9 protein-coding genes are annotated in these 14,234 nt (G+C 68.3%); 6 read left to right on the forward strand and 3 right to left on the reverse strand.

Features of this window, described 5'->3' with window-relative positions; translation table 11 throughout:
* Positions 1–742 precede the first annotated feature (742 nt).
* Positions 743–2,473 carry a long-chain-fatty-acid--CoA ligase gene (locus tag ACWDVB_RS06155; protein ID WP_451514066.1) on the forward strand — a complete coding sequence of 577 codons (1,731 nt, stop codon included), beginning with the start codon at positions 743–745 and terminating at the stop codon, positions 2,471–2,473.
* A gap of 102 nt (positions 2,474–2,575) precedes the next feature.
* On the opposite strand, the gene ACWDVB_RS06160 is transcribed toward ACWDVB_RS06155, so the two are convergent.
* Positions 2,576–2,962 (reverse strand): transposase, encoded by a 387-nt coding sequence (locus tag ACWDVB_RS06160; RefSeq protein ID WP_451514065.1) that lies wholly within the window; start codon positions 2,960–2,962, stop codon positions 2,576–2,578.
* A 544-nt stretch (positions 2,963–3,506) separates the two neighbouring features.
* Here ACWDVB_RS06160 and ACWDVB_RS06165 point away from each other — a divergent pair.
* Positions 3,507–5,264 carry an alpha-keto acid decarboxylase family protein gene (locus ACWDVB_RS06165; RefSeq protein WP_451514064.1) on the forward strand — a complete coding sequence of 586 codons (1,758 nt, stop codon included), beginning with the start codon at positions 3,507–3,509 and terminating at the stop codon, positions 5,262–5,264.
* A gap of 245 nt (positions 5,265–5,509) precedes the next feature.
* Here ACWDVB_RS06165 and ACWDVB_RS06170 read toward each other — a convergent pair whose 3' ends face one another.
* A complete protein-coding gene (locus tag ACWDVB_RS06170; RefSeq protein WP_451514063.1) occupies positions 5,510–6,877 on the reverse strand; it encodes a transcriptional regulator in 1,368 nt (455 codons plus the stop codon).
* Positions 6,878–8,015: 1,138 nt separating this feature from the next.
* Between ACWDVB_RS06170 and ACWDVB_RS06175 the strand changes: the two genes are divergently transcribed.
* Both ACWDVB_RS06175 and ACWDVB_RS06180 read left to right on the forward strand, forming a co-directional pair.
* On the forward strand, positions 8,016–8,918 hold the full coding sequence (locus ACWDVB_RS06175; RefSeq protein ID WP_451514062.1) for an alpha/beta fold hydrolase: 903 nt from the start codon (positions 8,016–8,018) through the stop codon (positions 8,916–8,918).
* On the forward strand, positions 8,911–10,572 hold the full coding sequence (locus ACWDVB_RS06180) for an FAD-binding dehydrogenase (RefSeq protein ID WP_451514266.1): 1,662 nt from the start codon (positions 8,911–8,913) through the stop codon (positions 10,570–10,572). Before ACWDVB_RS06175 ends, ACWDVB_RS06180 begins: the two co-directional genes overlap by 8 nt.
* A gap of 166 nt (positions 10,573–10,738) precedes the next feature.
* Here ACWDVB_RS06180 and ACWDVB_RS06185 read toward each other — a convergent pair whose 3' ends face one another.
* On the reverse strand, positions 10,739–11,239 hold the full coding sequence (locus tag ACWDVB_RS06185; RefSeq protein ID WP_451514061.1) for a transposase: 501 nt from the start codon (positions 11,237–11,239) through the stop codon (positions 10,739–10,741).
* Between the two features lie 1,056 nt (positions 11,240–12,295).
* On the opposite strand from ACWDVB_RS06185, the gene ACWDVB_RS06190 reads away from it, so the two are divergent.
* A complete protein-coding gene (locus ACWDVB_RS06190) occupies positions 12,296–13,105 on the forward strand; it encodes an ABC transporter ATP-binding protein (RefSeq protein WP_451611943.1) in 810 nt (269 codons plus the stop codon).
* Positions 13,106–13,167: 62 nt separating this feature from the next.
* A complete protein-coding gene (locus tag ACWDVB_RS06195) occupies positions 13,168–14,163 on the forward strand; it encodes an ABC transporter substrate-binding protein (RefSeq protein ID WP_451514060.1) in 996 nt (331 codons plus the stop codon).
* The last annotated feature ends 71 nt before the right edge of the window (positions 14,164–14,234 follow it).

A 14,234-nucleotide genomic window follows, 5' to 3' on the forward strand; every position in this document is an offset into this window, starting at 1 on the left:
GGCGGCTCCGCAAGCGCGAAAGCAAGGCTTTGGTGCGTAAGGCGTCGGCGCCCTTTTCGTCATCGTCATCGTCGTCGTAAGCGTAGGGCTCACTGCCGCACGGACTCACCGCTCGCATCTCCTCATCCGACCAGCGGAACGGACTGATCCTTGCTCAAATGGCGACCCGCGCGCCGGGCCCTGCCGCGCCTCGCGACTTGGCACCTCGGAAAAGCGTGAGGCGGCGGGACCACGCCTTCAGCGGGTCGTTTCCTGTAAGCGGAACCTAGAGGGTGTGCGCGGGTCTTCGGCAGGCGCTTTTGGAGGGCGCGGTACCGGACCGCCGCAAGGGTGTGCACAAGGCGCGTGAAGGGTGTGCAGGTATCGTTTTGCATTCCTTCGGCACACCCTCTGCGCCAACACCGGCTTCTCTCACGTGGAGAGCCGCGGATGTCGGGTCATTGGGCGCAGCTCGTCACTGCAGGCCAAAGCCATACTGAGCCGTCGTTCGGCAGTCCGGATACCACGGGCCGAGGACCCGGTCAGCGGCACAGCTTTTCAGGCCCGGTGTCCCACAAGAGCTGCTCATGAGCGTTCCGCGGTAAGCCACGTAAGACGGGGCCCCAAAGCGACAAGACCCGTGCCACGGGAATACGTTCAGCGCCGAGGGCCGACGATGCTCCGGCCCTGCATTCCACACCGTCCGCGCTTTCCGCGCCTTCCGCAGCGTCACTCGATCCGGAGGTTCGCTATGCACAGCACCATGTCGGACGTACCGCTTTCCCTGGCCCGCATCCTGCGCTACGGCTCCACGGTGCAGGGGGTCTCCCAGATAGCCACCTGGAATGGTGAGGGATTCGACCGGCGCAGTTACGCGGAGGTGGGCGAACGGGCGGCGTGCTTGGCGCACGCCTTCCGTGACCGTCTGGGCGTACGTACCGGGACCCGGCCGGAGAACGAGCAGAGCGTGGTCGGCACCTTCATGTGGAACAACGTCCGCCACCTGGAGCTGTTCCTGGCCGTACCCGCCATGGGCGCGGTGCTTCACCCGCACAACATTCGGATGCCGGCAGGGCAGTTGGCCTATACCCTGCGGCATGCCCGTGACGAAGTGATCGTGGTGGACGCGGGCCTGCTGGAGACGCTGGCTCCGGTCCTGTCGCAGGTATCGGATGTCGTACGGCATGTCGTCGTCGCGGGTGCGGGTGCGGGAGGCGTCGGCGACGACGCGCGCCGGGCCCTGCCGGACTTCACCGGGGAGCTGCACGACTACGAGGAGTTGATCGCCGCGCGGCCGGGCGACTACTCGTGGGCGGAGGACCTGGACGAGCGCACCGCCGCGGCGATCTGCTACACCTCCGGTACCACCGGAAACCCAAAAGGCGTCGTCTCCAGCCATCGGTCGATCTACCTGCACTGTCTGCAGGTGGCGGCGCCCAATCGGTACGACCTCACTGCGCGCGAGACCCTCTTCCCCATCGTCCCCATGTTCCATGTCAACGCCTGGAGCATCCCGCACGCGGCGTTCTTCACCGGCGCCGGCTTGCTGATGGCGGACCGGCACGTGCAGGCGCCCGCCTTGGCGCGGGCGATCGAGCAGGGGCGGCCCACCCTCGGCGGCGCCGTGCCCACCGTCTGGGCCGCCCTGCTGGACGAGCTGGACAGCCGGCACTACGACACCACGAGCTTGCGCCGGGGCATCGTGGGCGGCGCGGCCTGTCCGCCCGCCCTGATGGCCGCCTACCGCGACCGGCACTCCATCGAGCTGCTGCACGCCTGGGGCATGGCCGAAACCTCGTCGCTCATGGTCACGGCGCTCCCCCCACGGGGTCTTGACGCCGACCAGGAGTGGTCCTACCGCGTCACCCAGGGCCAGTTCCCGGCATCGGTCCGCTACCGCCTCATGAACGAGGGCGTCCTCGCACCGCACGACGGCGCGGCCACCGGAGAACTGCAGCTTTACGGCCCCTGTGTGACCCGGGCCTACCACGGCGGCGCCGACGCACCACAGCAGCGACCGGCCGACAGCTTCACCGCCGACGGCTGGCTGCGGACCGGAGACATCGCCCGCATCACCCCCGACGGGTTTCTGACCCTGGTCGACCGGGCCAAGGACGTCATCAAGTCCGGCGGTGAATTCATCTCCAGCGTGGCCCTGGAAAACGCGCTGGTGGAGCATCCGGCCGTGGCCGAGGCGGTGGTGGTCGCAGTGTCGGACGAGCGCTGGGGCGAGCGCCCGCTGGCCGCCGTATCGCTACGGGACGAGACCGTCGGCGTCGATTGCCTGAGCGACTTCCTTGCCGAGCGCATCGCCTCCTGGATGGTGCCCGAGCGGTGGGTGATCATGGCGGAGGCGCCGAAGACCTCGGTGGGCAAGTACGACAAGCGCAGCATCCAGGACCAGTACGCACAGGGCCGCCTCGACGTCATCCACCTCGGCGGCCGGCGCACCGCAGACACATCTCCCGGGCAGGGCAGCGGTATCGCTGTCTGATCCTGGTACGTACCCGTATCCGGCCGGTCCTACGACGCCCCGATGGCCTGGGCGGATGAGGCCCCTACACCGGATCGGCGGATCATCCGACCGCCCTCGGGCCTACCGCGCCGCCGCGTGGCGAGAACCGCCGCAGAGCGTGTGGCGCTCTCGGGACACCGCGGCGTCAAGAATTTCCACGGCCCACTCCCGCTCGCCTCCGAGGGCGGAGTCCTTCAGCACTGCCCGGCGCAGCCGCACCCACAGCCCCGCCCGCGTCCAAGTGATGAAACGGCGGTGGGCCGTGGCAGGCGAGACCGCGAACGATGACGGCAGGCGGCGCCAGGCACACCCACTGGTCAGAACGAAAACGATGGCCGCGAACACCTCGCGGTCATCGAGCGGAACCGTACCGCCCCCCTGCCGCCGCGGGGGAAACCCGGGAATCAGTGGCACCGCCAGCTTCCATAACCCATTGGGCACCAAACGCTGCGAAAGAGTCCCACCCATAACCGTGAATCATGGCACGTGACACGAAATCCACAATGGGACAAAGCGTCTCATGTGGCACGGCCAAGTCCTCCTCGCGCCCTCGGCGGATCCTGCGTCAATTCCGTTGGGGCCCCTCTCAACTGCTGGTATTCGCCGCAGGACGGACACCAGGTGAGACAAGACTCCGGCCATATCTGCTGGGGTACCCCCGGATCGCACCTCCTCCGAGGCCGTCCGGCGAGCAGGCGCGCACTACCCGCGGTGCCCGCACCACCGGTGCCACCCCACACGCCTGCCGACGCCACCCGACATGCGTCTACCTTCGCGGCAAGGCCAACCGGGTGGGTCGGTATCGAACTGCCGCCCGCCCGAACGTTCATGGCGGCCGGTATAGCGGGCCGGTCCGCTCCGGCCCCCGGGCACGCGGTCCGCCCTCGAGTCGGCATCAGCCGTACCCGGCTGACCGGCGCCGTCCCTTGCACCAGCGGGGACTCTCCTACCCGAGCCGCCGAACCCGGCCCGTTCCGGTGTGACGCACGGCGGCCTCAGAAGGAAGGCACTCATGGCATCCAGCCCGTCCAGTACGACGACCACGGTCATGGACTACCTGCTCAACCGCCTCAACGCGCTAGGAGTGCGGCACCTGTTCGGTGTGCCCGGCGACTACAACCTCGCGGTACTCGACCGGGTCATCGCCCACCCGGACGTGAGGTGGGTCGGGACGGCCGGCGAACTCGGCGCCGCCTATGCCGCCGACGCCTACGGGCGCACCCGCGGCTTCGGCGCGCTCCTGACCACCTTCGGGGTCGGAGAGCTGAGCGCCATCAACGGTGTCGCCGGCGCCTATGCCGAACACGTCCCCCTGCTGCACATCGCCGTCGGACCCACCCAGGAGACTGAGCGGGCCGGGAGCCCGGTGCACCACACCATGCTGGACGGGGACTTCGACCGGTTCGCCCGGGCGCACCGGCAAGTGGTGTGCGCCGATGCCGTCCTGCGGCCGGACAACGCCCTCACCGAGATCGACCGCGTCCTGGCCACCTGCGTACGCGAGAGCCGGCCCGGATATCTGCGAGTGCCGCGCGATGTCGCCCTGGCACCGGCTCCGCCGCACCGGCCGCCAGTGACTGAAGATCCGCGACAGGCCGACCAGACCAGCCTGGAGGCTTTCCGCACCGCGGCCCGGGCCCGGCTGGCCACCGCCGGCACCGTCGCCGTCCTGGCCGACTTCCTCGTGGACCGCTTCCACGCTCGCGACGAACTGGCCGCCCTGCTGACGGCGAGCTCCTTCCCGTACGCGGTCCTGGCATCGGGCAAGACCGTCGTCGACGAAAGCGCCTCCGCCTTCCTCGGCCTGTACGCGGGAGCCAGCAGCCAGGCACCGGTACGTGCCGCCATCGACGGCGCCGACCTGCTGATCCGCGCCGGTGTGCGGCTGACCGACCTGACCACCGGCAAGTTCACCCACGGGTTCAACCCCGAGCGCGGCATCGACCTGGGCATCACGACGGCGAAGGTGGACGACACCACCTTCCCGGACGTGCCGCTGGCCGCGGCGCTGACCGTGCTGACCGAGCTGGTCCAGGAGCGTCCCGCAGGCCGGCCGCCGAGGCACAGGGCCGGACGGCCGACGCCGACCCGGTGGGGTGAGACGGCCGCCAAACGGTCAGCCGGGGCCGCCGTGGAGAAGGCTGCCGCATGGTGCCGGACCCTGTGTCCGGCGATCCGTCCGCTGTCCCAGCGCCGCCTGTGGCAGGCAGTGGGAGCCACGGTACGGCCGGGGCACACGGTGCTCTCCGACGACGGCACCCCACTGTTCGGCATCGTCGATCGCCGTTTCCCCCGGGGAGCACGGTTCATCGGACAACCGATCTGGGCCTCCATCGGCTACGGCCTGCCCGCGCTCCTCGGGGCCCAGCTCGGCGACCCGTCCCGGCGCGGCCTGCTGGTCATCGGCGACGGCGCGGCCCAGCCCACCATCCAGGAGCTGGGCACCATCGGGCGCCACCGGCTCACGCCGATCATCGTCTTGGTCAACAACGACGGCTACACGATCGAACGGGCCACACACGGCCGCAGGGCCATCTACAACGACATCGCGCGGTGGCGGTGGAGCAGAATACCCACCGCCCTCGGCGTGCCTCGCCCGCTCATCCTCAGCGCCCGCACGCCAGCGGCCCTGGACCATGCGCTGGCCCGAGCCGTGGCGACTCCCGACCGCCTCGTGCTGATCCAGGCGTACACCGGCAAGGACGATGTACCCCCGGCGCTCAAGCGGTTGGAAACCAACCGGCCCGACCGGGCTCGGTGGGTCCCCTGACCGGTTTCACGCAGGGTCTTCCGGGCGTGCGGCAAAAGCCGGCCCGCCGTCTGCCGCACGCCGTCGCTGCCGCCGCTTTCTGCGACGTCGACGGCGTGTAAGCAGGCTTCCGTCCCGCACCGCCGCCAGGACGGCATGGGCGGGCCGGACGGATCGCAATTGCTCATACCGCGGCGCGGAGCTGCGGAAGAATGCGAAGGCTGCGCTGCGCACGTCTGCTGCTCACTTCGGGGCCCGGGACCGGGCTACGCCGAACGAGGGCCGGCAGTCGCAAGGGGCGGCTGCCCGGGAGGAGGTACGTTTCGCTCGTGCGGCCTCTGAAGGCTCCTGGCCCGCTCGTCGTGTCCCAGTTGCTTCAGGTGACCACGGAACGCTTCCAGAGCGGCATCGCAGTGCGTGGAGCGAAGTCCGTCGGACTCTTCGAGGGCCTGCAGGGCCGTGTCACAGCTCTCGTCGAGCTCTCCGAGCTGCAGTTGAACCGCCGCCAGCAGCAACAGGCGCAGTGTGCGGCGACGCGTCCGGCCCGGCGGGCAGTCCCGTACGGCCTCTTCTGCCCACTTGGCGGCAGTGGTATGGCGGTCCAAGTCCAGGCAACTGCGGGCCAGTTCCTCGGCCACACAGGAGAGGTCCACCGCGACGATCTGTTCCGCATCGCTTGGTGCGCCCGAACGTTCCAGCGCCTCAAGGGCCCGCCCCGCGGCCCTCTCGCTGGCACCGGCATCGCCCAGCATGGCGTGACCGCGTGCCTCGGTGGCGAACGAGATCGCCGCCACAGCGGAGGGACATCGTTCGCGGGCCCCCTCCCTCGCCACCCGGGTCAGCTGTATGGCTTCGGCCGGGTTGCCGAGGGCGAGCGCCACCTGGCTCATCCCGGACGCCAGGACGTAGGCGCCGAATGCGCGGTCGTCAGCTGCGTGAGCGAGCCGCAACGCCTGTATGTAGTGGCGCTGGGCGAGCCCGGGCCGGCCGGTGTCGCCCGCCATGTAGCCGGCGAGCTCCGCCAGCCGTGCCGTCGCGCCCAGCAGGAGACGCCCGTTCGTCTCGCCGTAGGAGCCCGTCAGGAGCCTGGAGACGATGCCGTTCAGGTACGAGACGACGATGGGACGCACGTGGTGACTGCCATAACGGTGATCGAGACCAGCCAGCGCGGCGGCCGTCGCGCGCACCGCTGTGGTATCGGACCGTCCGGCCATGGTCGTTCCCTGGTGGGCGACGGCCGGGTCCGGGTCGGCGATCAGCCAGTCACGGCTGGGCTGGACAAGCACGGAGGCCGCCAGCTTCTGCCGGGCCAACAACGCGGTGTCCGCGGCGTCATGGCGCCATAACGTGCAGACCTGGCGCAGTGCGTCGGGCCACGCCGGTTCGAAGCGCAGCCCTACGACCGTCGGCATGCTGGTGTCCGTGGCCATCCCGATCTCATCGAGCGTCACCGTCCGGCCTAACTTGCGTTCCAGCGCCTCGGCGATGACAGCGGGCACGCGCCCACGCGGTTGCTGGCCCCGCAGCCAGCGGGCCACCGACGTCTTGTCGTAGTGCAGGTCCAGAGCGTGCTCGGCGCCGCAGGTGTTGACGCGCCGGGCCAATCCGGTATTGGAGCAGCCTGCCTCGTCCATGACGGCGCGCAGCCGTTCGTTTGCTTCCCGACTCGTACGTGTTCGCGTGGGCATAGCCTCGTGTCTCCTTCACGCTGTAGGAGGAAGTCCCTTGCCGTGGTCGGTCCGAAGACGTCCGGGGAGCGCGGGCCGCGCCCCTGCCTTGGCCGCACAGGACCAGACAACGGCAGGCATTTACTCCAGGCGGATACAGCCGCCCGGCCCTGTGTGTGGCGCTCAAATGATGGGCACGGTGCAGTACGGCTCTCACCGCGTACCGGCAGCCATGAGCACCGCCAGGGGTGCGTCGGTTACGGCCCGCTCTGAAGTCCCTTACCGGCAACCGGGCACATGTTCGAGCAGTAACGGAATTCCGGCGACCTCTCGGGCACTTCGAGGTGTTCCCCGGTGTGAATGAAGCGCACGGCCGGCCCACTCCTTTTCCCTTTCTGCCGAGTTCCGCCCGCCGACTGCCTCACCGGATCAACCCGACGCCCACACCAGCGAGCATTCGCACCCTGCTCGGTTCCCAATCCCTTACTCATCGAGCGAACCGGTGACAGTCGCGCCGTCATGACCACCCGGAAATAGCCGCCTATTTTTAGCAGTGCCCGTCACCACGGGTCAACTACAACAACATCATTGGTTCATTTCACGTGGAAATCAAGACGCACACCACGGAACAGCCCCGCACGGACTCACCCTCCCCTCGCGCGCACGTACTGGCCTGGTGAACAGGGGTACGGGCGGTCTCGCCGAGCGGCCGCCACCGCTCGCCCGCGGATCCGAGTGGCCAACCCCCTGGGATCCGGTGCACGGGCTTCACCCTCTCATCCCTCCAATGACGTGCACTTTCAGTCCCCTCAGTCTGTTCTCCACATGAGACGGAGTGAGGAACGCCTTCTTTTGTTGCACTCGGAGCAATGCACGCTCCCGCATATGCCGCTGCACGCAGGCGCGCACAACGCACTCCGCGTACACCTCCGCGCTACGCGCGCGAGCCTGCCAACACTACCCGGTTCGCAGTTACGGTCTCTGTACAAGAATTCCCTACTGATCTCCGGCTCGGCCACGCGGATCGCATTCCACGTTTCCACAACAGCGCCGACCAGAGACGTGAGCTGCGCAAAGCACACGTAATCGAGAAATGGGAGACGCGATGAGCGCACCCAGCACCGAACGAGAACGGGCAGTAAAAGAACACTGGGTCAATGTGGAAGGGACATCCACGCGCTACCTGGAGGCAGGGGCCGGAGAGCCCCTTCTGCTGTTGCACGGCGAGGGCGGTGTCTCCGATGGCTGGTACGACGTTCTCGGACTCCTCTCCGACTCCCGCCGCGTCATCGCCGTGGACCTGCCCGGGTACGGCTACACGGAAGCCATCTCCGACGCCAGTCCACAGACGCTGGCCGCGTTCGCGTGGAAGTTCGCCCACACGGTAGGGGCACACCGCCCCGCCATCATGGGGCAGTCGCTGGGCGGCGCCATGGCCGTCCACATGGCCCTGCGGCATCCGGGCCAGGTGCCGGCTCTGATACTGATCAGTTCCTCCGGCATGGGCCGCGCCGTCAATCCCACCTACGTGGTGCAGGCCGCCACTCCCCTGAGCGACGTGATGGCGCGGCTGGCCCCGGTCATACCGTTCGTCCCGGGCCTGATGGTGGCCGCGACCGCGGTCATGGGGTCCTGCCGCCCCTGGCGCATCTCCCCAGCCTGGTGGCGGAGCCAGACCAGGGCGGTCTCCACGCCCGGCGCCCTCGTCACCACCTTGCGCTCACAGCGCACCGCCGCCGGACTCCTGGGACAGAAGAACCTCCTCCTGCCCATGCTGCCCGAGCTGACGATGCCGACGCTGGTGGCCTGGGGCGTCCAGGACCGGAACGTGCCCTTCTGGCAGGCGTTCAACGCCCGCCGACGGTTGCGGCGCAGCGAACTCAAGCTGGTGCACTGGAGCGGACACATGATGCCGCAGGAAAAAGCTGGCGAACTCGTCAGTGCCGTCCGCCCATTCCTGGCCAGGGCGCGTGCCGGTGCGGAGGACGGGAGTGACGAAGATGAATGACCAAGCCGATGTCGTCATCGTAGGAGCGGGCCTGGCCGGGCTGGTCGCCACGTACGAACTGTCCCGCGTCGGGCGGCGGGTGACTATCGTCGAGCAGGAGAACGAGGCCAACCTCGGTGGCCAGGCGTACTGGGCCGAAGGCGGCTTCTTCCTCGTCGACACCCCCGAACAACGCCGGCTGTGCATCAAGGACTCCCAAGAACAGGCGCTGGCCGATTGGCTGGCCTCCGCCCAGTTCGACCGCGATCAGGAGGATCGGTGGGCCCGCCGGTGGGCCGAGTCCTACGTCTCCTTCGCCGCCGGGGAAGAGCGCAGCTACCTGCACCGGCTCGGGCTGCGCTTCACCCCCATCGTCGGCTGGGCCGAGCGGGGCGTGGGCACCGCCACCGGGCACGGCAACTCCCTGCCACGCTTCCACTACACCTGGGGCAGCGGGCCCGACATCGTACGGGTCTTCCGTGATCCGGTACTCGCCGCGGCCGCACGCGGGCTGGTCACATTCAAATACCGGCACCAAGTCGACGACATCCTCGTCGAGGACGGGAGCGCCATCGGCGTCCGGGGCACCGTCCTGGTCCCCTCCCAGGAACCGCGCGGCCGCCCCTCCTCCCGCGAGAAGGCCGGGGAGTTCGAGATTCGCGCACAGACCGTGCTCATCACGTCCGGCGGCATGGGCGGCAACCTGCAGATGGTGCGCGCCCACTGGCCGACCGACCGCCTCGGCCCGGCACCGGCGTCGATGCTCACCGGCGTACCCGCCCACGTCGACGGGCGCATGCTGCCGATCGCCGAACGCGCCGGCGCCTCGGTGGTCAACCTCGACCGCATGTGGAACTACTCCGAGGGCATGAAGAACTGGGCACCCATCTGGCCCAACCACGGAGTACGACAGCTGTCCGGCCCCTCGCCGCTGTGGCTGGACGCCATCGGACGACGCCTGCCCCCTCCCCTGTTCCCCGGCCACGCCAACCTGCAGACACTGCGGCACACCAACCTGACCGGGTACGCGCACTCGTGGGTCATCATGACCCACTCGATGCTGGACAAGGAGTTCGAACTGTCGGGCTCCGAGCAGAACCCCGACCTGACCGGAAAGAACCCGCTGCTGATGCTGCTGCGGCTGCACAAGAGCTCGCTGGCCCCGATCCGCGCCTTCCTCGAACACGGCGAGGACCTCGTCACCCGTGACCGACTGCCCGCACTGGTGCAGGCCATGAACAACCTCACCCCTCAGGCCCCGCTGGAGTACGAGCGCGTGGAGCGGGAAGTCCTGGCCCGGGACCGCCAGGTCATCAACGACTACAGCAAAGACGCCCAGCTGAAGTCCGTACACGACGCGCGTGCCTACTTGCCCGAACGCGTCATGCGCATCGCCCGCCCCCACCGTCTGCTCGACCCCCGCCACGCACCACTGACCGCCATCCGCCTCCACCCGCTCACCCGCAAGACAATGGGCGGCCTGCAGACCACCCTCGACGCCGAAGCCATACGCCCGGACGGAACGGTCTTCCGCGGCCTGTACGCAGCCGGCGAAGCCGCCGGCTTCGGAGGCGGCGGCCTGCACGGCTACAACGCCCTGGAAGGCGGCTTCCTCGGCGGATGCGTCTTCTCCGGACGCGTCGCCGGCAGAGAACTCGCGCGAAGGCTGGGGTAATTCAGAGCCGCCGCGAGCAGTGCCCGGTTCCCGGCATGTTCAGCCGGGCACTGGGCGCCAAGTACGCGGTAGCACATGGTCGGCTGCGAACGGGCCGGCCAACTTCCCCTGGCCTGCCCTGCAACGGTGCATCCCGTGGCCGTGGGGCAGTACCAGCATGATCCGCTCATGAGCGGAACCGTACTGACAACGGGAGACGCGCCTGTCGCCGCTGGAGCCCCGAGTGATACGCGATGGGACTCGCCCCGCACAGAGCGGCAAAGGCAGCCCCACTGCGCATCCGTTCGATGTTGTCTCCCATGATGACCAGTAAGGTGGCTGCAGTGTCCGGCCCGCTGCCCACTGCGGCGAGTAATTGCGGAAAGTGCGTCTCAACGAGCTGGGCCAGGCGCCGCTCGACTTCCCAGATCTGAACAGGCAATTGCCCGATACGCTGGGCCAGCACGCACGGAGTGAGCCGCGTAGCCTGCTGAATAGAATCGTTGTCCTCGGCTATTTCGCTCAACGCCGCGCAGGCGCGGATCAGCGGCCGGCGGTTCAATCCGGCCAGTCCCTCCGGCAGCGCCGGAGCGGTGGTGACCAAGACCGCCTTCAGCTGGTTGGTGGCCCAGGTGCGAGCTTTGACGGCAGAGTCTTTGGCCACCTTGTACGAGCGGACGATCTGCACTGGCCCATCACCGAGCCCCACCGGCCCGAACCGGTGGAACTTCTCCTATCACCGGGCTCTCACGAGGCTCCCTGTCACGCACTCGCCGCTGCTCTCACAAGCCTCTTCGTGTCACCGGCGAGTCACCAACCCCGTGGACCCCCTCGCACCCTAGGGTCTCGAACTGGACATAAGCGTGGTACCCAGTGAGGCACCAAGGATCAGGACCGGGGCGTCTTCTGGCCCGTCAAAGCGGTATTGCAGGGTGTGCATCGGTGTCTCACTCACCCGCCCGACCCTCTCATCAGTCACAAAAGGTCACATCGCCGGGGTGAACCTAGCTGACCTCAGCCCTCTCGCGACGGCAGGTCCGGACGCTGCCGGGACCCTTGAGAGTCCAGGCGTGTGTTCTCCGGCGTGTACTTGTGACCGCATCGACAACGTCCTCCGAGCACGCGCCCTCTCCCAGTCCCTACGGGCCAAACCTTGCTCGTCGACCAGGGTTTCCTGGTGACTGACTCGGGTGGGACATCGTGTGCAGCGGCACCTGCAAGGCTCGACGCGACCGGCCTGGGAACCTTGCGGATCTCGCCCATCATCAACTCGAACGCCACACTGTGCACAAGATCTGCCCCCCCCTGACAGCAGACTCGGCCGTAGCCGGATGGACCCTCCCGATCGCGGCCACCGGTCACAACCAGCAGCCGGACTCCGAATCTGCCTCAATCGTGCTGGCCATGCAGGGCGGCCAGGGAGCCTCGTGGCGCGCACACGGCTTGCGCTGCAAGAGGGCCGTCTGCCGGCAGGTGGAGCTCCGCGGTGGTCGGTTCAGCCGTAGAGAAGGCGGTGGCGCTCATCGCGGGACCCCCCTCAGGTAAGCGGAAGGTGGCCCGATTAAGCGTGCCGGTCCCTTGCCATGCCTGCCCGCAAGGGGAGTTGGGGGCATGTGGGGGGCGCATGGGAGTGCGTCAGGTCTCGACATGGCCACAAGTCGCACGTATCGAAGTCGATCTATTAGGCGTGCCTTACCTAAGTTGTATGGTGACGCCGTCAGTTCGGCGACAGGAGGGGTACGGGGTGTCCGAAAGCGATGTCCGTCTGGTGGCGAAGGATCTGGACGTCGGGCACGCGGGCCGCCCGGTACTGAAGCAGGTGGACCTGTCACTGCGGGCCGGTGAGATCACCGTCCTCGTCGGCCCCAACGGCTGTGGAAAATCAACTCTCTTGCGCACGGTGGCAGGTCTTCTGCCGCCGATCGGTGGTGAGGTACGCATCGATGACGAGCCGCTTCGGTCGCTCGGGCGCCGCGCCCTGTCCCAGCGCCTGGCGTTCCTTCCCCAGTCGTCGCAGGCGCCGGCCGGGGTCACGGTGCGTGAGCTCGTACGGCATGGACGGTATGCCCATCGCGGCGCCCTCGCCCGGCACACGACCGAGGACACGGAGGCGATCGACTGGGCACTTGAGGTCACCGACGCGGCCCCCCTGGTCGACCGCCGGCTCGATGAGCTGTCGGGTGGTGAACGCCAACGCGCCTGGCTGGCCATGGTGCTGGCGCAACGGGCGGGCGTGCTCCTGCTGGACGAGCCCACCACGTACCTCGACATGCGCCATCAGTTCGAGGTGCTCGACGTCGTACGGCGGCTGGCCCGTGAGCATGCCATCGCCTGCGGCGTGGTGCTGCACGACTTGATGCAGGCGGCGGCCTACGCCGACGACGTCGTGGTGGTCGCCGACGGCGGGATCGCGGCTTCCGGCACCCCGGACGACGTACTCAACCCTGCCGTCATCGAACGCGCCTTCGGCCTCCGCGTCAATGTCGTCCGTGATCCGGAGACCGGATACCTCGCATGCTTCCCTCAGCGGCCCGGGGCCCCCGCCGCCTCCTGAACCTACGGCTTACCCCCCACAACGGTTCGCCCGCATCACCAGTACACAAGGAGAGATTCACCATGCAAAGAATGCTGCGCGCCCTTGCGACGGGCGGTACCGCTGTGGCACTCCTGCTGACCGCTGTCGGCTGTGGGTCCGGGACGGTCGGTGACACGACGGAGAAGAAGTCGGGCGGAGACAAGGCGGCGAGCGGCAAGATCACCGTCGACACCGCACAGGGCAAGGTCACCCTGGACAAGCCCGCGACGAAGGTGGTGACGCTGGAGTGGACGTACGCCGAGGAGCTGGTCGCTCTCGGCGTCACCCCGACCGGCAACGCCGACAACAAGGGCTACGGCACCTGGATCACCGCGAAGGGCGCGGGCCTGTCGGACAAGGTCACCGAGGTGGGTGACCGCAACGAGCCGAGCCTGGAGAAGATCAAGGCTCTGCAGCCGGACCTCATCGTGATCGACAACGACCGGTCGAAAACCAACCTCAAGCCGCTCCAGGCGATCGCCCCGGTGCTGTCGTTCACGTACACCACCAAGCCCCAGCTCCAGACGATGAAGAAGAACTTCACCGAGCTGGCGAAGGCGGTCGGCAAGGAGGACAAGGCCGCCGAGGTGAACAAGCAGATCGACACCAAGGCCGCCGACCTCAAGGGCCGGTTGGACAAGGCAGGCAAGGGCGGTCTGAAGTACGCGCTCGCGCAGGGCTTCACCGCCAATGGCGCCGCCTCGATCCGGATGCTCACCGACGACGCCATCGCTCCCGAGGTGCTCAATCTCGCCGGGCTGAAGAACGGCTGGAAGGGCAAGTCCGACGCGTGGGGCATGACCACGGTCGGCGTCGAGGGCCTGACCAAGATCGAGAAGGACACGACCTTCCTGTACGTCGCCGCCGACGACGACAACCCGTTCACCGGTGACCTCGCGGACAATGCGGTGTGGAAGGGCCTGGACTTCGTCAAGAAGGACAAGGCGCTGCCGCTCGACCCGGGCACCTGGCTCTTCGGCGGTCCGCTGTCGGCGATGCACATCCTCGACGAGACCGGCAAGGCTCTGAAGGTCTGATGGCCTCGGAAGGTCTGACGGCCTCTCCGGCCCGCCTGTTCGGCCGCCGCCCACGAGCTGCGCTCGTGGGC

It is taken from the genome of Streptomyces sp. NPDC003379, assembly GCF_053589195.1.